This window comes from Spirosoma aureum, assembly GCF_011604685.1.
GTDB classification, from domain to species: domain Bacteria; phylum Bacteroidota; class Bacteroidia; order Cytophagales; family Spirosomataceae; genus Spirosoma; species Spirosoma aureum.
The window spans coordinates 3,507,667-3,531,835 of the sequence record NZ_CP050063.1 but is presented as its reverse complement, the minus strand read 5'-3'; the positions used below and the strand labels follow the sequence as shown (position 1 = coordinate 3,531,835).

11 protein-coding genes are annotated in these 24,169 nt (G+C 49.9%); 1 reads left to right on the top strand and 10 read right to left on the bottom strand.

The window, feature by feature from the left end; genetic code table 11:
• Window positions 1-12: 12 nt before the first annotated feature.
• Entirely contained in the window at window positions 13-1,596 is a 1,584-nt protein-coding gene (locus G8759_RS13795) for a glycoside hydrolase family 28 protein (RefSeq protein WP_167208862.1), read from the top strand.
• A gap of 58 nt (window positions 1,597-1,654) precedes the next feature.
• Here the strand turns inward: G8759_RS13795 and G8759_RS13790 are convergent, their stop codons facing one another.
• The 10 genes from G8759_RS13790 to G8759_RS13745 form a co-directional block, all read right to left on the bottom strand.
• Entirely contained in the window at window positions 1,655-2,071 is a 417-nt protein-coding gene (locus G8759_RS13790) for a DoxX family protein (RefSeq protein ID WP_167208860.1), read from the bottom strand.
• 355 nt (window positions 2,072-2,426) lie between these two features.
• Window positions 2,427-5,264: a glycoside hydrolase family 95 protein gene (locus tag G8759_RS13785; protein ID WP_232074247.1), complete on the bottom strand. Its 2,838-nt coding sequence runs from the start codon at window positions 5,262-5,264 to the stop codon at window positions 2,427-2,429.
• Between the two features lie 40 nt (window positions 5,265-5,304).
• Complete coding sequence (locus tag G8759_RS13780; protein WP_197933131.1) at window positions 5,305-7,926, bottom strand: L-rhamnose mutarotase; 2,622 nt, start codon at window positions 7,924-7,926, stop codon at window positions 5,305-5,307.
• Between the two features lie 62 nt (window positions 7,927-7,988).
• Window positions 7,989-10,778 (bottom strand): glycoside hydrolase family 2 TIM barrel-domain containing protein, encoded by a 2,790-nt coding sequence (locus G8759_RS13775; RefSeq protein WP_167208856.1) that lies wholly within the window; start codon window positions 10,776-10,778, stop codon window positions 7,989-7,991.
• 126 nt (window positions 10,779-10,904) lie between these two features.
• A complete protein-coding gene (locus tag G8759_RS13770) occupies window positions 10,905-11,849 on the bottom strand; it encodes a dihydrodipicolinate synthase family protein (protein WP_167208855.1) in 945 nt (314 codons plus the stop codon).
• Entirely contained in the window at window positions 11,846-13,435 is a 1,590-nt protein-coding gene (locus G8759_RS13765) for a sodium:solute symporter (protein WP_167208853.1), read from the bottom strand. Before G8759_RS13765 ends, G8759_RS13770 begins: the two co-directional genes overlap by 4 nt.
• Window positions 13,436-13,498: 63 nt before the next feature.
• Entirely contained in the window at window positions 13,499-15,055 is a 1,557-nt protein-coding gene (locus tag G8759_RS13760; RefSeq protein ID WP_167208850.1) for an MGH1-like glycoside hydrolase domain-containing protein, read from the bottom strand.
• A 91-nt stretch (window positions 15,056-15,146) separates the two neighbouring features.
• A complete protein-coding gene (locus G8759_RS13755; RefSeq protein ID WP_167208848.1) occupies window positions 15,147-17,186 on the bottom strand; it encodes an aceric acid hydrolase in 2,040 nt (679 codons plus the stop codon).
• 8 nt (window positions 17,187-17,194) lie between these two features.
• Window positions 17,195-20,542 carry a glycoside hydrolase family 2 TIM barrel-domain containing protein gene (locus G8759_RS13750; protein ID WP_167208847.1) on the bottom strand — a complete coding sequence of 1,116 codons (3,348 nt, stop codon included), beginning with the start codon at window positions 20,540-20,542 and terminating at the stop codon, window positions 17,195-17,197.
• 93 nt (window positions 20,543-20,635) lie between these two features.
• The gene (locus tag G8759_RS13745) at window positions 20,636-24,160 is read right to left on the bottom strand and encodes a glycosyl hydrolase (RefSeq protein ID WP_167208845.1); all 3,525 of its coding nucleotides are present in this window, start codon (window positions 24,158-24,160) and stop codon (window positions 20,636-20,638) included.
• Between the last annotated feature and the right edge of the window lie 9 nt (window positions 24,161-24,169).

Genomic DNA, 24,169 nt, shown 5'->3' with positions numbered 1-24,169 from the left:
CGAAGCAACCGCATGAAAACCACCACGATCTATTCGCTATTACTTGTATTTTGCCTGACTGTTTTTGGAACGATCAGTGCATCAGGACAACAATCTCTCTATTTCAATGTCGTGCAGTATGGAGCAAAGAATGATAGCAGCAAAATCGCAACTGGGCCTATCAAAAAAGCCATTGATGCGGCCGTGAAAGTGGGCGGAGGAACGATCTATTTCCCACCGGGCAAGTATCTGACGGGCCCCATTCACCTCAAAAGCAACATTACCATCCTGATCGACGCGGGTGCCGAACTGCATTTTAGCGATAATTTCGACGATTACCTGCCGATGGTTCCCTCACGCTGGGAAGGAACCGATGTGACGAATTTTTCGCCCTTGTTTTATGCCTACAAAGCCGAAAATATTGCCATTCGGGGGCGTGGAGTCATTGATGGACACGGCAAAAAATGGTGGGGTTATTCAGAAGTTACCGTCAAGACATCGCCCGGTTCAACGTGGCAAGATGAATTCCATCGCCTGAACAAAGACATTCTGCGTCCCGATTTGCCGGGCTGGGTCGAAAAAGGATTTCTTCGGCCACCCTTCATTCAGCCGATGCATTGCAAGAATGTGCTGATCGAAGGCATTACGATTCGCAACTCGCCCTTCTGGACGGTCAATCCGGAGTTCTGCGAAAACGTGACCGTGACCGGTGTAACCATCAACAACCCGCATTCGCCCAATACCGACGGCATTAACCCCGAATCGTGCCGGTACGTGCATATTTCCAACTGTCACATCAGCGTGGGCGACGATTGCATCACTATCAAATCGGGTAAAGATCGGGCGGGCCGAAAAATGAACGCACCGGCTGAAAATTACACCATCACGAACTGTACCATGCTGGCCGGACACGGGGGCGTAGTGATTGGTAGTGAGATGTCGGGGGGCGTAAAAAAAATCGTGATTTCGAATTGTGTTTTCGACGGTACCGACCGGGGAATTCGCATAAAAACGGCACGTGGCCGGGGCGGTGTTGTTGAGGACATTCGGGTGGACAACATCATCATGAAAAACATCCGTGAACAGGCCATTGTGCTCGATATGCAGTATGCCGCGACGAAACCTGAACCCGTTTCAGAGCGGACACCGGCCTTTCGGAATATTCATTTCAGCAACATCACTGCCGAAACCAATCAGGCTGGTTTTCTGAACGGCCTGGCCGAAATGCCCATCGAAAACATCAGTTTCAGCGGGCTGGAATTCCGGGCAAAAACGGGATTTGTGATCAATCAATCCCGGCAGGTAGCGTTTCATAACGTAACGGTCAATACGGCGAGTGGGCCGTCTATCAAAGCGGCCGAGGTGCATGATCTGGAAATCGACGGCGTAACGAGCCGAACCCCGCACGCCAACACGCCTGTAGTGGAGTTAAACGATGTAGACGATGCTTTCATTTACGGCTGTTTTCCGAAAGTGGGCACCGATGTATTTTTGAAACTAAACGGCGGGAAAACCCAGAATATCACGGTAAATGGCAACAACTTTCGGCACGTAAAAACGCCCGTACAGAAAGAGGAGAAGCTCGAAAGTCTGAAAATTGACCCGAACCAGCCCTAACAGAAACGTCCCGAAAGGGTTGACCTTCCGGGACGTTAATCTTCGTTTTCGATTCAGCCTACATAGCTACCCGAAAGTCATTCTGAACGGTTTCAGAGCTCCTCAAAGCGGATTCTTTCAACCGTTTATGATAGAAAAAATACGAACCAAAACCCAGCGCAACAAAGATGAAAATAGGCGACCATTCGCCGAGAGTCTTACCGCTATTCGCGACGGAATACGTAGCACCCAGCAAATCAAAAATGAGTCCGGCATACGCCCATTCTTTAATACGCGGAAAACCCGGAACCAGTATGGCCACCACACCAAGAAGTTTGGCCCAGCCCAGAAACGGGATTATATAGGTCGGATAACCCATTTCTTGAAAACCCTGCACCGACATTGGATTAACCATAATATTGGGAATGGCCGAGCCCGCCATAACAAAAGCGAATAATCCTGTCAATACCCAGTACGTGATTTTTGTCTTTTTCATGGTTTTTTGCGTTGCGTTTACTGAATGGAGTTGTGTCATTTTGTAGTTGTTGTTCCGTTGATTAACAGAACAAATTTACCACCCACAACTGACTTCAACAGGGGGTATAACCGGCAAAAAAAGGGTGATTTGCGACATTATTTCCCACCCATTTTATAGCCAGATTCAGGGTATATTATCGACCCCAGAAGCCAGGCAAACGTCAACCTGAATTTGGTATTCTGTCAGAGCAAAACAGCAGAAGATAAACGAGATACCAGCCACACTTGCGCCGATAAACCGGAGCTATTACGCCAGAAATTGAAACGTATTAAAACATTGCCATCGGCGTACATTGACGCGACTAAATGAAACGTTATAATACGGTCAGATCCTGATTCAATCGGTACGTTTTCCCTTTTTCAGTCGTAAAACGAGCCTCCTTATCACCGTAGCGAAGTACGCAGGGTTGCCCAGCTCTGGAGGTAACCTCAACCCCGCTCAAACGCCCGTTTTGCCAGCGGATGTTCAACACAAAACCACCCTGAGCGCAAATACCGTTGACAAATCCGGTTGGGAGCGCCGTTGGAAGCGCCGGGAGCAGATCAATCGTTTTCCCCTGACTCTGTAACAGCATTTCAGCAATGCCGCTGGAACCGCCAAAATTCCCATCGATCTGAAAGGGTGGATGTGCATCGAAAAGATTGGGGTAAGACCCTCCACCTGTTGTTCCTTCCGGCGAAATGGCGGGACGAAACAGCAACTTGAGCATGTTGTACGAGTGATTTCCATCGCGAAAACGTGCCCAGAAATTGATTTTCCAGGCCAGGCTCCAGCCCGTCCCTTCATCGCCACGCTCCAAAAGCGACTGCCGGGCAGCTTTCATCAGATCGGGCGTATCATCCCAGGTAATATCGGTGCCTGGATGAACACCCCAAAGGTGAGAAACGTGCCGATGGGTATCTTTAGAATCATCGACGTCCTGTAACCATTCCTGCAATTGACCACGTTTACCAATCTGGTTTGGGGCAATCTGGCGATACATTGTCTGGAGAGTATCGCGGAATGCAGCGTCGGTATTGAGAACTTCACTGGCCGCTATGCAGTTTTTGACCAGATCCCGGATTAGCTGATGATCCATCGTCGGCCCGGCAACCAAACCACCATGCTCCGGTGAGTTGGAAGGCGTGCTGATGAGCCAGCCCGTTTTGGGATCTTTAACTAGAAAATCCACGAAAAAACGAGCGGCTTCTTTCATGATCGGGTAGGCACGATCATGCAGAAAGGTTCGGTCCTGCGTGTAGCGATAATGCTCCCAGAGATGATGCGACACCCAGGCTCCACCGCTCACCCAGATCCCGTGATTCGATGCATTGATGGGAGCCGTACCGCGCCAGAGATCGGTATTGTGATGCAGCACCCAGCCACGGGCATTGTAGTGTGCTTTAGCTGTTTTTCGCCCTGCTTCGGCCAGTTCTTCGATGGCTGCAAACATCGGTTCATGGCAAGCCGATAGATTCAGCATTTCGGCGGGCCAGTAGTTCATCTCCAGGTTGATGTTGGTGGTATATTTACTACCCCAGGGCGGAGTAAGCAGATCGTTCCAGATACCCTGCAAATTAGCCGGACGCGTGCCGGGCCTCGAACTCGAAATCAGCAGGTACCGCCCGTATTGAAGATACAGTGCAGCCAGTGCCGGGTCCAATGATTTCTCGAAACGCTGAAGCCGTTCGTCGGTTGGTAGCTGCTCGTTGGCCGAGTGGCCCAAATCGAGTGTCAGGGTATTGAAGTATGTCTGATACTCCCGACTATGAGCCGATTTGATCGCATCGAAACCTTTAGAACGGATGGCCTGTAACGGGCGCTGGCTCAGGGTAGCGGGATCGCCTGAAACGTCTTTGTAGTTTTTGAAATTAGTTCCTGCCGTTAGGTACAGCGTTGCTTCGTCAGCGCCCGACACCGTCAGTTTATTGCCCACCACGGCTATCTGGCCCTTCTTCGTTCGGATATGAAGTAAGCTTTCCCCTTTTAAGGCTCCGTCGCGTACCTGAACCGCCAGAGCAATGGTTTGGTCATCAATTTTCCGAACGGACGCTCCCCGGTGTGGACTATTCAGTGTAGCGTCGAAGCTGATTTTACCCGGCTGGCTGGCCGTCAGATGAACAGCCATAACCTGATCGGGTGCACTTACCAGGTATTCGCGGGTGAAATTCACTCCATTGACAGCGTACGTAACACGGGAAATCGCCGTCGTCAGGTCCAGTTCCCGACGATAATTTGTGGCTTGTACTGTGTTTCCAAACTGGATCCACAAATCACCAAATGGCTGATAATCGGCCTGGTAACGGGGCGAAGCCGGGGGCGTCTCATCCTGAACCCAGTATTTAAATGGTTTCGCCAGCGGAACACCATCAGCCGGTTGTTGCCCTTCCGGATAAACAACAAATGTCGGCTGGCTGGTTTTGACGCCAATAAAGCCCCCTTTATCGAACAGATTAATGACCTGAATCGCCACTTGATTTTTACCAACGTGCAGTTTAGCCGCCGGAATTTTGTAACGTCGGTTTTTGGCGATGCCTTCATCGGAGCCAACCAGTTCACCGTTGAGATAAGTAAAATCCTGATCGCGGATACGCCCCATATCCAATACCACATCTTTTCCTGCCCAGGCCTGTGGTAAGTCAAATGAAGTCCGGAACCAAAGAGCACCGTCCAGCCCTTCCAATCCGACCTTTTCCCAACCATCAGCCGTTGGAACGGGCATTGTTTTCCAGGCACGATCATCAAAAGCAGTAGCCGCCGGATTCGCACTGGCACTGGTCAGATTACGTACGCTTGCCAGCCAGGCCGTTTTCTTCTGTTCGTATCCTTCTTCGTTGCTTTGTTTGCCCATAAAATGCTCCTGGGCTAGTTTTTCTGCTTCAACCTGTCTGCCATCGGCCAGCAGCTGACGAATCTGGGGCAGGTATTGAGCCGCTCCTTCTCGCTGATATTCACGCGGTCCGCCCGTCCAGAGCGTTTCTTCATTGAACTGAATATGGTCCGTTTCAACACCGCCAAACACCATACCACCTAGTCTCCCATTGCCAATAGGAAGCGCTTCTACCCACTGACGGGCAGGCTGCCAATACCAGAGCGTAAGCGACTGACGAACTGGCGGTTGGGCCTGAGCGGCCAGGATGGTCATTAAAAGTAAGGTGCTTACTCGTAGCATGGTTTGTTCGTGGTTAGTCATCACTTCTGCATCGGAGCAACTATCGAATCGCTTTCAATTCTACCCATACCTCGCCCGGCTTGGTGCCCGAAATCCCTTCCTGATACGTTTTCATCCGGGCATTCCACTCCTCGACGCGGGGGTTATTTTCGGTGGTTTTCGGGTTGAGTTTGTCTAAACGTTCGCCTTTGGGAAGGCTGATCACCAGCATCAATTGCCGCCCGTTCCTGTATAGCAACACTTGTTGAAACTGCGCATTGCAGAATCCTCTGGCAACTTCAGGCCATTTATCAAACTGGCTTTCATGATAGGCCAGGTAATCGTTCTGAAGCACAGGGTCAGCGACCAGATTAGCGGTTAATATCGTATGCTCCCAATCACCCTTTGTCTGGCCAGCATCGCAACGTTTTCTGTTGAATTCGTAAAATAGATCATAATAGGTCTTAACCTTTGCGGTTGGGAAGGCGGACTTCAGCCGTTCACTCAATACGAAAACGTCCTGCACTTTATCGAAAATGACATAGTGGTTCTCCCACTGATAGAGCGCATTGGGATTTACTTTAGCCCGAATCAGCACTTCTCTGAGCCGTTGTTTGTCAATTGGCTTATCGGGGTTGGCAACCAACTCAACGATGACCGGATTTTCCTTATTGATACCCCACTTCGAATCTGGCTTAACCCTGTCCTTTAGCAAGTGCTGATAGAGTGGCTGAATACCCGCTTTTGTCTTTAGGCTATCGGCTACCTGCGGGCCATTGTGCTCCCAGACGTTGTTCGGGCCATTGGCGTTTTGCAGATATTTTTCGGAGGGTGTCCAGTTATCCTTTATCGTAAAATACGACGAACCTTCGTCGGTATACAGGTAAAACCAGTGGGCGGGAAGGTGCGCATAGGGCGCTTTGTAGACACTGTCAATGTAGTTTTCTGCAATGGTCGAACCCGGTTGCGCCGACAACGTATAAATGGCCGCAGCATCGTACATGTGTTTGGCGAAGTGATGAATTCTGTTCCCTATCACTTTATTATTCCGCATGGCATTAATGGTTTTAGTCCACCCCCATCCCATGCTGATGCCACTGTAAGAGACATCACTGATTTCGTTATGTTCGATAGAGATTCCCCGAACATAGCCAGCTCCAATGCCGACGCAACCCCAGTCTTCATTCGTTACATTGGTAATCAGGTTGTTGCTAATGAGCATATTGCTACACACTTCCCGCTCATCAGCTGGATTATAAGGAAGATGGATCTCCGTCGATTCGTCGGCAAAAACACCGGCCATAATGCCAGTGCCGCCAATGTCTCTGAACAGATTCCCACGAATGGTATTGTCCTGTACGCCTTTATTGTAATCCAGTCCGGTTGCCGCCAGATGCTCAAACCGGCAATTGTCGAAACCGGTATGGTTGGCAAATGACACCTCCACAGCCGCTGCCGGACGGCCCACCCAGGCTTGATTTTCCAGCGATTTTTTATCGGGTGTACCCGGAATTTTCAGCTTGTAGGCGTCCAGCATATACAACCCTGCCTGGTGCGGAACGTGCCCATGCTGCGAGGGCCTGAGCCAGCCCGTATGCTGAAATGAGACTCCCTTAAAAATTACATTTGATACCGGACTATCGACCGTTCCTGCGATACGAACCAGCGTTTCGAGTACAGGCACCATGACCTGAGCAGTAGCCAGGTTGTCGGTCAGATGAGGAATATAGTAAACCTTTTCGGCTCTGGTATCTAAAAACCACTCCCCCGCCTGATCCAGAAACTGGATCGCATTGCTAAGGTAAAATGCCGAATTCCCGGTTTCTTTCGACATCCAGGGAGCGGGCCAGGGGTGCTCGGACTGAATGCGACTTTCGGGCTGATGAAAGCTTATCCTAGCACTATCGCCCTGTATATCAATTTGTTTGACGCGCAAATTGGCAACTGCCCACCATTGATGAATGAGCATTTCAAGGCCATAAGCTTTCGACAAATCACCAAATTTTGGAGTCGGAATCCAGCAGGTTTGCTCCTGTTTGTTCCATGACAAGATGCGATTCATCAATGGGTAAGGTGTGTCTTTTGCCCGAGTTGCTTTCTCCCCGTTTACCCAGAGCTGTCGGAATTCGACCAATCGCCCTCCTACCCTCGGCGCATCGGCTACCCATACCTTTCCAACAGCCTCCTTCGGCAAACCAGTTACGTTACCCTTAACCTTCTGCCAGTTAGTAATTGGTATTCCACCACTTAAAATTGGGGTTTCATTCGGAGCGGCTTCAATGATCGTAGGACTAGCAGTTGTACCAGAATCTTCCGGACGAACAAAAACAGGCTCGACCAGCGAATACAGGCCGTTTTTCAAATAGATATGCGCTCCATTCGCAATACCCGGATCGGCCAGCCGACGTAGTTCACGAACCTTACGAAGCGCCATCGGCAAACTGGCCAGCGGCTTTTCTTTCGTTCCGGCGTTGGCATCCGACCCATCCGGCGCAACCCAGATTTCGGTCTGTTGTGCGAAAACGAGTGGAGACAGGCAGGAAAGTAAAAACGTAATTAAGGCTCGATTCATGCAGGAATTATTTGTCAGGATTTTCGCCTGGAGGTGTGCCACGGTTGCTGCCCACAAATAGAAACCGCGATCCGCCATACGGTGGCACAACTCCAGGTGAGAAGTTTGCATTAACTAGTGGCAGTTGTGCACATTTTTGTCATCCTGCCAAAAGATAGCTATCAAAAACGGCTTCATCGACCCGAAAAATCAAAAAACAACGTCAGCTCTTTGGCGCGAGCGGGTTCTTTTTCATAGTCGTAAAAAATGTTTTTCATGCCCATTGGGCCAGTCGTTTCGTTGCGCTGCGTTTTGGTGCCAATACTACTGATTCCCTGCATGAAGGAAATGTCGCCGGATGGAAAAATTGGTTCGTAATTGTGCCACTGATCGGTTTTCCAGGCGGGGGTGAACAGGCGAAAGAAAACGTCTTCATTTTCGGTTACAACGGCAAACGGATTACCTGTTGCCTCAAACCGGCACCAGTACATGTTGGCGTGGTAACCTTTAAATTCGGGGTAAACAAAGGGAGTCTCGCCCGTTTCTGTGTTGTTATAGGCTTTGCTCCAAACCCCTAAAGCGCCCCCTTTCATCCGGTTTTTCCAGACCCGATACGGGCCTTTTCCCATCCATTTTACGCCCTTCATACTCGCTTCCGGAAACGAAAAATTAACGCCATCCATCATGGTAAAATAACCGTCGGGGAAATAGCGAACCCGCATCTTGACCCAGCCCGACGGATAAATAGTCCATTGCAATGTATTATAGCTCGTTTTTCGGTCGAAGGTCGATTCGAGGATGATAGCCTTACCGTCTTTACGGTGCGTGAAGTTTTTGAAATTGTTGACACCTTCCTGTAAAACGGGGCCATTCGTAAACGGAATTGTTCCAGCGCTGTTCGCGACCTGTTTTAAGATGCCGGTTTGCTTGTTGAATGACAGGTGAATGTTATTCGCCGTTATGGTATAGAGCGAATCGGCTTCGGTTAAAACTACCTCATTGCCGCCCTCTGTTTTGATGATCGACGACGCAATTTTGTTTGGTAACGAAATCGGAAAACTCCACGTAAACAGCTCCCGTTTATGCGGATCGGTGGCCGTGATGTACAGAAAATCGTAGTCTTTCCAATCGGCGGGGAGGGCTGCTTTCAAGGCCCCTTTTTCGAACGGTTTCAGATTCGGTGCCGACACGGTGAACGTCTTTTCGAGCGGTTTTTCAAGGGTATAGGGTCCGTTAACTCGGGTCAGTTTTCCCGTAAAAGAGCATTGGCCGGTGTTGGTAAAATAATATCGGTTTTCAACCGGGAAATTTCCGTCGAAGGTTGGCGTAATTTCGCGACGTTCCAGCTTAATCGGCGACCATACTTCCTTGACGGTAAAAAAACTCCCTTCCTTTTCGCGGTATGGCCCTACAATACCATCGGCTCCGCGATTGCCATCGGTATCGATAGCCCCGTTTCGATCCGTACGGACCACGCCTTCGTCGGAGAAATCCCACAGAAAGCCGCCTGCCGCCAGTGGATCATGCCACATGGCTTCCCAATAATCTTCCAGACCGGCACCATGCCCGCCGTCGTAAAGACCATGCAGGAATTCAGTTGGCAGTGTCATCGAATGGCCGTGATTGTAGTTGCCGATGCCGTAGTTGTACTCCCGGTAATGCTGTGTATCGAAACCGCCGAAATCTTCCCAGGCATGAATCACGTGTCGTTTCTGAATGTCTTCTTTGGCAAACAGCGGGTCGAGGTCGTAGTTATGACCACCCTCGTTGCCATTGATCCAGAAAATGACCGACGGATGATTTACGTCGTGCGTGATGAGTTCCTTAAGCCGTTTAGTGCCTGTTGGCGTATCGTAGTGGCCGTGCCAGCCTGCCAGTTCATCGAATACATACAGTCCCAGCGAATCGCAGACGTCCAGAAAATGATCGTCAGGCGGGTAGTGCGACATTCGAACTGCATTCATGTTCATGTCTTTCATCAGGTTCACATCGAGCACACTTAGCTTTTTGCTGAGCGCCCGGCCCGATGAAGGCCAGAATGAATGACGATTGACGCCCTTGAGCTTAATCTTGGTGCCATTGACGTAGATACCATCCCGTTGTTTCACCTCAACGGTTCGGAAACCGAAATACCGGCTTAGTACATGAACGGGTTTCCCTGCCTGCAATAATCTGAACTCTACTTTGTATCGATTGGGTGTTTCCGACGTCCAGAGCAACGGGTTCGGAATCGATTTCGTCAATGTAACGAACTGGTTTTCGTTCCCAGTTTTTGCCGTAAATGGCGCACCAACTTTTTGACCGGAGAGGGTATATATCTGCGCTAAAACGTTAGTTGCTTTTACCTTCGTATTAAGCTGAACCTGAGCCGAAAACGTACCGTTTGCTTTCGCATCAATTGCAATGTGGGCAATATGTTCAGCGGGGAGAATTTCCAGATAAACAGGGCGAAAAATGCCGCCAAAAATCCAGAAATCACCTTTACGCTCGGCTTCATTTACGGATGCATTCGCTGAATGTTTCGATACGGTAGCTTCCAGCAAATTACCCGAACCGTATTTGAGCAAAGCCGAAATGTCGTATTTGAAGGCGTAGTACGAGCCCTGGTGTGTTTCTCCTGCCGATTGGCCGTTTATCTTGACATCCGTATCGGTCATGGCCCCCTCAAACACAAGATTTATTCGTTTGCCTTTCCACGACGCCGGAACCTGAAATTCGTGCTTGTATAATCCCTGCTCTTTCCCTCGGGCGCTATCTTTAGCAAAGCCATAATTGTATTTCCCAAAACCCTGTAATTCCCAGTTCGAGGGTACCGGAATAGTCGTCCATTTGCCCGAATTCTGGCCTGCGGTGCAGTAAAACTGCCAGTTTACAGTGTTGTCATTTCCTGTACCCGACAGATAGCGCTTTTCGGTTTGCTGCGCTACTACGGGTAGCGCAGGTAAAACCAACAACAGGAATGCAGTCAAAAATCTATACTTCATTGTATTCAAATTCTGGAACTCAGGCCGTTCGCCAAATTTCGTGGCACGGAGTTTGGCGAACGGCCTGACACTATTCTGCCCAGGCTGGAGACAACAGCCAACAGCTTACGAATGCATAACCCAATTCTAGGCAACCCGCAACGCCAGTTGCTCCTGCAAGCGCGTATAAGCCGCAAATAAGCCGTCGACCTGTTTGGCTATATCCGGCGTAAACGTGCCCACATTCCGCCGGGTAAAAGTCGAAATATCGAATCCCCGGAGTTGCAAAAAGTATTTTGAAACAATCGGATAGACATTGTGCATGACATCCATATGATCGACCAGAAACTGCTGAACCATAGCGACTTCCTCCTGCTGATCGGCATTATCGTAGTTTTGACAGATCCAGACGATGAGTTCCGGAAAGTAATTACCCTGAATGCAGGAAAGGCCAGCCGAACCCGCTTTAAGTGATTCGACAGCATGAACCATATACGCATCATAAAGCCCGAAACCGGGGCCCGATGCCAGTCGCAGTTTCTCCCTGATCTGTTGTAGGTCCAGACAGGTATCCTTATGGTAAATTACACGTCCGGTCGCCACAAATTGCTGAAGCTGCCGGGGTGAAAGCAGGCGCTTGTAGGGAACGGGGCATTCATAAAAACCAACCGGAATGCTGTCAGTCTGGTCCAATAGCTGATAAACCCGCTCATTGAATACGTCGTCGGAATCGGTTTCATCGGCCAGCAGGCCCGTGATCAGAATGACCGCGTCAGTACCCTTATCGTTTACCCGTTTCACAAAATCAGCCTGTTGCTGAATCGGTCCACCGAAAGTGCCCGTAGCCACAACGGGCACCGCGCCATTCGTGGTTTTTATTACATGAGCAATGATCGCCAGCCGCTCGGCTTCGGTCAATTCAAACATTTCGCTCGACAGGCAATTGGCAAAAAGCCCAGCCGCCCCCGCTTCCAGATAAAACTCAGTCAGCCGGGTAAGTGTATCGAAATCAATAGCGCCACTGTCGGTAAATGGCGTAAGCATAACAGGAATAAAGCCTTTCGAAGTTGTTTTCACGATGGTATTGGTCATTGGGTTACAGACGAAATTTTGCGGGTTGATTCGGGCCGATGGCCTTTACGTTTTGTCAATACTAATCCCGTCAGAAATATGGTAAGCGTACCCACCACAATAATCATATTACTGTGAAGCGGATTGCGGAGGTAGCTGTATTCATCGGGGAGATTACTCGAAAAGGTCATCCAGAGAATCACCAGAACGCCAATAGCGGTGGCCGTCAGGGCTTCATGACTTTTGGTTTGTCGGCTGATCAGCCCCAGCAAAAAGAGGCCAAGCATACCAGCCGCAAAAATGCCGGATAAGGTCCACCAGGCGTCCAGAATGCTTTTGACACCGATCATGGCCAAGCCCGTTCCCAGGCCCAGTAGACCAACCACTACCGTTGTCAGGTGCAACAGGGTGAGCAGTTTCCGATCCGATACGTGAGCATTGACGTACCGCTTGTAAATATCTTCGGTAAATACAGTGGCTGATGCGTTCATTCCCGAGCTGATCGTGCTCATGGCTGCCGACAGAATTGCCGACACGATCAGTCCCATCAGGCCCGGTGGAACTTTGGTCACCATAAAATGAGGCATCACTTTATCGCCATAATCAGCGGGTTGTAAGGTCGCTATCAATCGGGAAACTTCGGCCGCCGACGCCGTTGCGGGCAAGCGATCCAGCGCGACTTTTTGCTTAATGGCTTCAATAAATTCGGGGTGCAGCTGGTAATAGGCAAACAGACAGGAGCCAATCACAAAAAACAGCAACGAGGCCGGTACATACAACCACACGCAGAGCCACAGCGACTTCGATGCTTCTTTCTCGGAAGCCGTTGTATGATAACGCTGGATATAATTCTGATCCATACCAAAATTATTCAGGTTGATGAAGAAGCCATAGAGCAACACGACCCAGAACGTCGATTGGGTAAAATCGAGGGAATAACTACCCAGGCTGAATTTGTCGTTGGCTTTGCCGATGGTTACGATCTCAGATACACCTCCCGGCATTTCCTCAACAATCAGGTAAAGGATCAGGAGGGCGCCAAAGGTTTTAATGACCGCCTGCACAACCTCCGTCCAGATCACGGCTTCCATGCCGCCTAAAACGGTGTAGAAGATAATACAAACGCCCATCACGATCATGATCATTTGCATCGAATAACCCGTCAGGGCCTGTAAACTCAGGGCAATTCCCAGAAAAATCGACCCCATCCGGGCCAGTTGGGTGAGCAGGAAACAAACAACGGCGTAGGTTCTGGCCCAGGGACCAAACCGATGTTCAAGGTGTGTATAGGCCGAAATTTCGCCGGTACGACGATAGAACGGCACAAAAAAGCGGGCGGCCATGTATGCGGCCAATGGCATCGATAAACTAAAGACAAAAGAATTCCAGTTGCCACCAAATGCTTTGCCCGGAACGCCAAGAAACGTATTGCTGCTCAGGAACGTAGCATAGATGGACAGGCCCGTCGCCCAACCCGGAATCAGGCCCGATGCTTTTGTGAATTGAGCGGCACTATGGTTTTTCCGGGCGAAATAAAGCCCAACTAAAACCATCGCTACGAGGTAAGCGGCAATAATGGCAAGATCAAATAAGGGCAGGTTTTTCATGGGTTTATTTTTTTACCATTCCAATCAGGACACGGGGTCGAATGGCAAACGCACGGGCGTTCTCTAGAACTTTCGAATCGTTACTGGCGCTGGCTTTTCTCTCTTTAGTACTGGTTTCCCATCAGAAAAGACTATGAAGCCCTTCCCTTTTCCGTAATGGGTCCCGGTTTTATCGAACAGAACGGTTAGAATTTTTCCGTGATACAGAACATTGTCGAGGCAAAACCAATCCCATTTACCCTCAGGAATTAGTGGATGGATTTCCAGCGTATTGTCGGCGTGTGGTTTAAGGCCGATCAGGTCACTGATAATTAAATCGGCAAAGCCCGAATGATTGTAAAATTTACTCCTTGGGTTATCGCCTTTGAGCCATTCGCCCGTTTTTTCGTCCTGATATTCGCCCAGATACAACTGGCCGTTCATGGTATGTGACCGGGCGTATTTCTGCAACTCATCGTAAAAAACGGTCTTCGTCATGCGGCCCTGGTTTTTGTAATCCGTGAGCAGGTTAGCCAGTCCTTTCAGGGTTTGCGTGGTGGCAAACGGCCAGACAGGCCCATCCCACTCGCACCCATGCCCAGATCCATGCGTACGGAAAAGCGGGTGCCTTCGTTCGGCCGTCGTGATACCCCAGGGAGCGTCGAAACCCGTGGTATCGGTCAGTTGATCCCATTGACGGGCATACTCCGCTTTGTCGTCGGGAAGGTTAAAATACCAGGGAATAAATCCAATGGCTTCGCGGGCTTTGGCAAAGCTCCCATTTTCATGCTTTACCTCAAAAAAGAGGTCGTCCTTGTTCCACAAACTATCGAGTGTCAGCTTTTTCAGTTCAGCAGCCTGCCGTTGATACAGCCGTTGAAGCGTATCGTTCTTTACCAACGCAGCCATTTCCGCTAACGCTTTTGCATTGCCGTACATGTAGCTGTTAATGGTAGGCCGGCGGTTTTTCTCTTTCCGCGATCCGCTGATGGACTCTTCCATCGCATCGCGGACGTCAAATTGCCAGAACAGGCCATCAGGTAGTTGTTTTTCCTGCTGCCACTTGCGGTAGTCGGCATCTAAAGCCAGCAGGTTTTTCTGAATAAACGGTTTGTCCAGATTGACGAGGTAACGGTTATAGACTGCATCGTCTACCCAGCTGCTGAACGCATGAAATCTCTGGACCGTATGTTTCGGATCGACATAGAGCCAGAATGAAATGTAGTCGTCGATATACTGCGGATTGTGTAGCCAGCGACCTTCATAAATGTGATGACCCAATGCGCTGCTGATAGCATTGTATTTTCCCGCATGGTTCATTTTCGTAATAAATTCCGTAAAGATATACCCCTCCGGCGTTTCTTTCAGATGCTTCCGAAAAGCCCACCAACGGTAGTAGTAGATCTCCCGCAAGGCCGAATCGGGGCAGTCGAACAGCGGGATATTTTTGGCAAGCCACTCAAATGACTGGTCATTAGGCACGTAGTTTTTGACGGCTTCTTCCTGATCGATGGTGTTAAACAGGCTTACGTATTGCCTGAGTTTATCAGTAGACAGCACATTGGCCGACTGTGCCCGGCAACGGGTTGTTTGCAGGAGGCATAGGGTCAGGATGACTATATAATGCTGAATTGACTTCATTGGTGACTGTAAGTTCCCGAAATCAACAAGCCATTGGCGGTCGTTTCGGGAAGCTGATTAATGCTAAATTGGAAATTAACCCATAAACTCCCTACCGAATCAACGGAATCCAGACCGACATTTCGGAGCGCCCACGATTACTCCAGGCATAATATGGAATCAGCCGAACGTTCGTTGAAGCCGGCGTTTTGTCCGATACTTCGCGGTAAAGCTGGTTCGACCAGGTTCCATTCTCGACCTGCTGGGCTTCGCCTTCCAGCGCCATCACCTCACTATTTTCGATCACGATGCGGGTTGGCTTCAACTTGTTTCTGGGCGACAAAGCAAGCCCGGTTATCTTTTTATTCTGATTGTCGATCGATTCCAGGCAATACACAACCGGCCCCCGTTTGACCGCCACCTGATTGCGGGTCTCTTCGACCAGTGGATTCGCTTCGATCAGTTTTACTGGCATCGGCAGGTTGATTTCTACTTTATCGCCTGCCTTCCAGCTCCGGTTAAGCTCAGCATAGTCGCCCGATTTGATCACTGCTGCTACTGGCGAACCATTTATTTTTATTGTTGCGCCCTGACACCAGCCCGGTATACGAACAAACAGCGAAAACGATTTAGCGGGTACTTGCTCCAGACTGAGTTTAATGGCTCCATCCCAGGGGTAAGCCGTTTCCTGCGTCAACCGAATGGGTGAACCATCTTCGAGGGTAGTAGACAACTGGTTAGCACCGAATAAATTCAGCCATAGTCCCTTGTCCGACACGCTGTAGGCATAGTTGCTCACTTCGGCAAGGGTACGCACGGTGTTGGGCGGACAACAGTTCGACAATCGGATGTATTTCTGCCGCCCTCCCATCCAGCGCATATGGTACGGATAATCGTCCGATGCACTCAATGGATTGGTATAGAAGAACTTGTTCCCATCCAGGCTTATACCCGACAAAATGCTGTTGTAGAGCGCCAACTCCATCACGTCAGCGTATTTGGCATTGCCGGTAATTTGCAACATCCGGTAATTCCAGAGCAGATTGCCAATGTTGGCACAGGTTTCGTTATGGGCCGAGTGATTCGGCAGCTGATAGGCTTTACCATAAGCCTGGTGAATTTTCTGCACGGTATCGGGTTTATACGAAGTGCCTTCCGGCGAAACGCCATCGTACAAAGCACCGCATCCGCCTGTTACGTACATTTTGTGATTGACCACATCGTCCCACATCAGATCGAGCGTAGACAGCAGCGTACTATCACCCGTTTCGGCAAACACATCGGCAGCGCCCGCAAATAGGTAATTTGCCCGAACCGCGTGACCGATCACTTTTGTCATTTTACGGAATGGCACCCGGTCGGAATTATCATCGGTACCTTCCGAAAGTCCACGAATATCGATCAGCTTTTGAGCCAGCGCCAGGTAAGCGGGATCGCGGGTGGTGCGATACATTTCAATAACGCCCATGTAGTGTGACGGACAAATCGCATTCCGAGCCTGCTCAGGGCTTGCATTGTTGTAAAAGCCAATCAGAAAATTCGTTGCCTTCTTGGCAATATCCAGCAATGACGTTTTACCCGTTGCCCGGTAGTGAACACAGGCGGCTGTCATCAGATGGCCGAAATTATAGGCTTCGAAACTAAGCTTATCATCGAACATCTTTTTCTCGCCCGTTTTCTTTTGCTGGATAATGGCTTTTGTATAAATGTAGCCATCGGGCGTTTGTGCCTTACCGATAACGGCAATGGCCTCGTCCATCATCGCATCGAGTTTTTTGTCTCGGGTCAGGGCATACATGCCCGCCAGCGATTCCAGTGTTTTATAAAAATCGCCATCGTGAAACGACGGTCCTTTAAAATTTCCCGCGCTAAGGCCAGCCGCTACTTTAAAGTTCTCGAACGAATGACTAAGATTCGGATCGGTATAGGTTTGCCACAGATGCGGCACCATCGAGTCACGACAAACCTTAAAACGATCCGCCCAAAAGCCTGTTGTCCAGGTCACATCGCTCATGTTCACCCCCTGCAACCGGGCAAACTTACTCTGCGATGTATTCACCAATCCCTTGGGTTGAGCGCAGACGGTCAGACTGCCGAGCATTGAAGTCAGCCCCACGCATGCGTTTATCAGAAATTTTCTTTTCAGGTTCATTGGGCCTATTAGTTCAAACTTCCTGTTAGTGTAGAACGATCAGGAAGTGGAGTCCTGGATGTTCTATGAACGTCTTTGATCTTCCTGGCTATTGCGCCCGGTTCTTCTTTCGGTTTCGTAAGCGGTAGCAGGTAAAAACGATACTGATAGGGTTTTGCCTTAATCTGATACTGATCGAGTGGGGCAGCCACATCGCTCCAGCTATCATTACCGCCTACGCCCATCTGCATCAAATCGATATTCAGGGTGATATACCCCGCATCCTGTAGTTTGTTGGTATGCTTTGCCGACTGAATGCTGGCTTCTGTGTATGGCCACGCACTCATGCTCAGCAGACTATCCGCTACCACCAGTAAGCCGCTTTTAGTACCTGAATTACTCAAATACATCCATCTTACGTCGGTTCGGTTCCCATTTTCCTGGGGTACAACATAGGGTTCCATGAAGTCAGTCAGCGTTTTCGAATAAACACCCGCATCAAAACCATACCGCCGGTCCACATAATTTTCCAGTGGCCCACGCCCATACCACGTAATGGATTCATAGCTCCGTTCGATACCACCCTGCATACCGACTTTAGGCATATTTGGCAGTGGGAACGTTGGTTTTATCGCAAAATCAACGCCAACAACACCATCGCCCCGAACCAGATAATTGACCTCGACACGGGCACTGTCGTTAATGAGCGAGTACGTACTGGTCAATTTAATCGAGCTCTTGTCGATTGTCTGCACGGTGAGTGTTTTTAGCGCTAACTGAGGATCATACCAGGGTTTCAGCTTTCGCTGGGGTTTCCAGCCGCGTTTGTCATTATCGGTCAATGGGCGGGAGAAATGGGGCAATAAAGGCGAAAAAATCTGTTCTTTCCCGGCGAGTTTATAGGAACTTAATGCCCCGTTTGTTTTATTGATTTCAACGGCGAAACCATCTCCCTTTACGGTATAAATTTTACCATCTTCGCTCAGCGAAACAGCAGCGCCCGATATCTTTCGAATGGGTTCTGTGCTGGTTTGAGGAATGGGTAACTGATTGGAAGCAGCGTCAAAACCTTTTAGAGCCCAGGGAGCATCGGCCGCCAGCGAAAACTGAATATCAGCCAGGTATTCAGAACCGTTTTTCTGCTTCGGCAAGAAGGCTGAAATATTGAGGACCGTGTCGTGACCCGCAGCCAGATTCAGGATGGGCAGCGGCTGCGTTGCGGTAACACGACCATCCTCACGGATACTGATCTGGCCAGAATAGACGCTGGCATTTTTCACCGCATGACGATTCGTGATGTGTATCAAGCCCTTTTGCGCATCCTTCCATTCGGATTCGATACCCTGAAAAACGCGTTTGCATTCGTACATGGCCGCTTTAGGGCGACCATCGGCCGCCACAACGCCCTTGATGGTGAAGTTGTCGAAATACTTCTCTCCATAATCGCCACCATAGGCAAAAAAGGGCGTTCCCTGCTCATCTTTTTTCAACAAACCCTGATCTTTGAACTCCCAGATACAGCCGCCAATAACGCGTTTTGTCCGACGGAATAAATCCCAGAACTCACGGATATTTCCAACGGAGTTACCCATTGCGTGGGCGTACTCACAAAAGAAAATCGGTCGTGTATCGCCATTGGCCTGACTGGCCAGCAATTCGGGCGTATACATTGCCGGATACATGCGGCTTACCATATCCACATAATACTGATCCTGAGGATTTTGAATGCGATGTGAATGATCGTTTGGCTTCAGATAACGCGGATCTTTGTTATCCATATATCCGGCCATAGCCGGGCTTCCCATTGCCGGTTCGTAATGAACGGGGCGGGTGATATCAAAATCATGAATCCAGGCCGCCATAGCCGCGTGATTGGGGCCCCGGCCCGCTTCATTACCTAAACTCCAGAAAATGATCGACGGATGGTTTTTGTCGCGCAATGCCATACGGCTGCTTCGTTCCAGATACGCGCCCGTCCACATGGCATCGTTGCTGAGTTTGGAGCCCAGTCCGTGCGTTTCGAGATTAGCCTCATCGATGACCAGAATGCCAAATTCATCGCAGAGATCGTAGAGATAGGGATCGCTGGGGTAATGGCTGGTGCGAATACAGTTGAAATTGAAGCGCTTGATGGTCAGCACATCCTGCAAGAGATCCTCACGAGTCAGGGCTTTACCTTTTGTGGGGTGATGATCGGGACGATTGACCCCGTAGAGGTAGGTCTTTTTCCCATTGATCAATAGCTTACTGTCTTCTTTGGAGAACTCGATCGATCGAAAGCCAAGCTTGCAGCTTTTTGCTTCCAGCAGTTTTCCGGTACTGTCTTCCAGCGACAAAACCAGCGTGTATAAGTTCGGCTCCTCATCGCTCCATTTGGCCGGATTTTTAACGGTGGTTTCCAGAATTCCGAACTTGGCGTTGTCGAGACGTGGATAAATTTCGTTGATAATCGACTCAACACTAGTCTGTAGCGGCTTCTCAAAAACAGGTTCGTTTTGTCTGGTGTACAACTGAGCTTTGAGTTGGTAACCAGGCACTTCTTTCCCGGTCATATTCTCGATACGGGGGCGAATGCTGAGCAACGCGTCTTTGTATTCACCGTCCAGTTTGGTCTGATAAAAGAAGTCGGCAATGCGCAGTTTAGGTTCAGCCATCAGCATCACTTCCCGGTGGATACCACTCATTCGCCATTGATCCTGATCTTCCAGAAACGACCCGTCACTCCAGCGAATGACCCAAACAGACAACACGTTTTCGCCTTTCTGTAAATAGGGAGTAATATTAAATTCAGACGACAGAAAGCTATCTTCAGCATAGCCGACGAACTTCCCGTTCAGCCACACTTTGTAAGCCGAGCTGACACCCCCGAAATGAAGCGTAACATTCATGTTGCTCCAGTCGGTGGGGACCGTAAAGGTGCGCTGGTAACAGCCGACGCCGTTGTAATCCTGCGGTACGTGTGGCGGGTTGACGGGGCGAAACGGATATACGGCGCTTTTGTAAATGGGTTTATCGTATCCCTGCATTTCCCAACTCGACGGCACCGGTATTTTCTTCCAGCCGCTAACCCGTTTTGTATAAAAATCAGATGGAGCATCGGCAGGTTTTAGCGAAAACGCAAAATCCCATTCACCGTTCAGGGAAAGGTTTCGGGATGTTTTATCCCGGTTGACGCTGAGCGCATCGTTTACAGTAGCAAACGAATAAGCTGTGGCTCTTGAGGCATCCCGATTGATACCACTAACCAGTGGATCTTCGTAAGGCTCAGACTGATAGATACGCGGTTGGTTGGGTATAGCCGCCGGAGTCTTGTCAACTAACTGGGCATTGCCAATGACCGGAATAAGCAGACAAAAAGCGATTACCTTATAAAGCATATCGGATCGGAGGGTTCAACGGAAAGCTCAAAATTAATAGCAATAAACCGCTACAAAATATGCTATTTTCCCAAGCCATTGTAGGATCTTAGCCTATTTATGGGATTGATCAGGAGCGTCCACTAAAATCTGAACTGGCCCCAGCAAGCCCGCTTTCAGTAGTGGTTTCCCCTGTAATCGGAACGGCGCCGTAGTTCGGGTGATGCGCCTGGATTCGGGCCGCAACTGATCGCCAATCAGGCGATTGGCCCAGGTATTGCTAACGTCGATGGTTAGCCGGTTTTCGCCGGTTTTGAGTACGTGCGTGATCTCAATCCGATACGGAGCCGTCCATGCAACACCACAGGAAACGCCATTTAGTTTGACATCGGCGATGTTGGCGATGTTGCCTAAATCGAGCCAGAAACGCTGTGGCGAAGTAGCGGATGGAGGAGCCCAGTTAACGATTTTCGAGTACGTTGCCGTACCTGAATAATAACGAATGGACGAGTCAGCTGATTGGCTCCAGTCGGTGAGTTGAGCAAAGGTTTGGGGTTGTTTGGGGCCGCCATATGCCGTATCAAACTGCACTTCCCACGAACCTTCCAGCGTTTTTACTGGCCGAAAATCGGTCCAATTCTTACCCGAATAGGCAGTTAGTTGAGCCGGTTTGCGAAAGAGTACGAATAGCGATGAGTTGGGTTCTAACCGTACCGATAATTGCGTTCGGCCCTGTTGATTGCTCCACTGTTTCGCTTCGGTTAATTCATCCGTAACGGCGTTGTAAAGCTCTGGTGCTCTTCCCATTTGCCGAAACGAAACTGTAATGTCGCGTTGGATGGCCTCCTGATTGGCAATGAAATAAAGATCCATCTGCCCATCTGTCCGATGTGTCCAGGCAATGTTGCGGGCGTACTCGCCAGTCGTTTCGGTGAAATCTACATCCCGTGAAAGGCCAAGCTTTTCAAAGGAACCAACCTGATAAGGTGTTTGAATAACCCTACCTTTCCCAAGGCGCTTCATCCGGAAGGAAGTCTCCCCGTCAGATACCTGGTCAAATGACCCGCCCCACAGCTGATCGGTCAGCGTAGTAATTTGCTTATCAGCGCCTTTACCCGCCGAGAAAATGGGCTTTTCACCAACCAGAACCATAGCTCCTTCATTGACCAGTTTGAGAAACCTGGCGGCCGTTTCGGGAGTCATGAACCGGTTATTCATGTTTAGCGGGTGCTTATCTGGTAACACGAGCAACGAATAGGCCGTGCCCGGTGCAAATGACACCCTGCCCCCTTGCATATTCGCCAGCGTGTTCAGCGCATCAGGGCTGAATGAATCATAGGCATACCCTCGTAGCGGATCTACCCAATTTTCAGGATCGGCCATGTTAGCCGAATGCGTTACGCCTGCTGGCTTCTGCCGCAACGGTTCACCTGCATTGGCCAGTCGCTTTGCCTCTTTTTTAACTACTTCTTTGCCGAAAATACCGGGCAGAGTCGAAACCAGCCGATCCGGTAGAACAGCCCGTCGGGGAATGTCTTCGCCCGTAAAAACGGCAATATCCGCTACTGGCTTTCCGATTTGCAGAAGGGTCTGACATCGACGGGCATAATCGACCCAGGCGCTGACCGATTTCCACCAGGTCTGATCCCGTTGAAAATAAAGTCCAACACCGTCGAGTGTCATGCCCGGTTTTCGGTCGAGCCAGGGGTTATGGGTGAAAACATGATACACTAACTTGTTTATGCCCAACGCGTAGTTACGATCCTGAAGCGTTTTCAACATACCCGGATGCTCGTCCCAGGCCATCCGAACGGTGGTAAATCCCTCGGCCTGTACGATATTTTTCCCGTAGATATGAGCCGCCGACACCGCATCGAGCATGTCGTTTGGTTTGTCGTGCGTTGGGCTGTTCAGCCAGAATTCACCCATCGGCACATCGACCCGTTTGTAATGCGCCAGTCCATCGCTGGTCATGGTTGGGGCTACACTTTCGGCGGTAAACGTAACTCCGTTTTCATGAGCCAAATCCGCCAGTGTTTTATAAAATACATCGACAATCAGATCGGCCACCGTTCGGCGAATATCATATAACACCTGTTCCGATACCTCAACGCTCTCGATGGGAATACCCGCTATAACCGGCAGATAAGGTGTTAATTCATAGCCCCGCCGTTTTTTGAATTCGCTGGCAAAGTTGGATGACCAGTTCTGACTACCACACTCCCAACTGTCGACATGGAAGACTTTCAGGACGTTTTTGCTCAGTTCGGGGCCGATTTGTCGCTGCGCTTCACCAAACCAGCTTGTAAACTGAAGGGATATGGCTTCAGAGTTAAACTTGTCGCATTCCAGTCCTTTACCCGCCCCGGCCGTTGCATTTGTGTGTCCCGTAGAGGTATGACCGATGCGCATGATGGTCCATGAGCCAGCGGGCGCATTCCAGTTCAGGTGGCCGTCTGCCGTCAGTTTGTCAGTCAGATTGATCACTTTGCTGAGGGGAATGGCTAGCTTATCAATGCTTTGATCTGCCAAATTCGCGGGGTCGCCCTGCTTAGGGTCGTTCACAGCAGGAATCGCTCGTTTACCGACCCGCCAGACAATCGCCGATTTTCCTTCAAACTGATTAATTCGGGGTTCAGCCGAGAGTTCCAGACCGATGAGTTTCAGCCCCGGTTTCCACTTGGCGGCATCCAGATCTTCGGCTCCCGGTTCTGATCCGGCTTTATCATACACAAATCGGAAATAGCGGGCCGTAGTTGGTGTAATGGCGTGAGTGACATCGGCATCGGTATCCTGCCAGCCATGCCGGGGTGGTTCAAGGCGCTCAATCGGCCGAAAGGTTTTGCCATCATTGCTGACCTCGATCTGTAATCGCTGCGCCTGGTAGTTATTACCCCCCGTCCGGATGAGAACTGAACGGCAGGTAAATGGCTGATCAAACGCATATTGAATCCAGCAGGCAGTGTCACTTTTAAAGCTTTCCTTACTGGTCCGATCAATCAAAAACTGCGGATTTACGCCAGGTTTGCTGGATGTGATTTTGGGTTGAACGCTTTCGTTCGAGCCATCGGGCGACCCCCTAAACGATGGGAATGCCAGTACGGCAATGTCTTTGTAATAGCCTTCATTAGCCGGTGGTTGCGGGAGCTTAACCGAAATGGCTTGATTACCCTGAACCTGCATCGATGCATACACTACTTTCTGCATCGATAAGGCGGGCGTTATCCAGGGACCACCAGCCAGCGCGAAGCCATCGCTCACGTGCATGCCCATCTCCAGCCCCAGCCGTTTAGCCTCCTGCATCGTAAATCGCACCATGTCCCACCAACGCGGGCTAAGTTGCGCGGTTGCGGGCGTATATAGTGGCGGGTCTGTTACACCCTTTATGGGCATCAGGTAAGCGCCACCGATACCAGTCTCTTTCATCGCTTCCAGATCGGCCGTGATGCCTTCTTTCGAGACGCCACCCTGCATCCAGTACCAGAATACCCATGGTTTGGCATTAGCCGACTGTTTAGCCGGAGGAACGATCTTTGCCAATCCACCCGGCAACTGAGCCAATGATTTTCCATCAGCCAGCCATAGAGAAAGTGAAATGAAGAAAGCAAAAAATCGTAAGCAATAGTTAGCGTTTATCATGCCCAAACC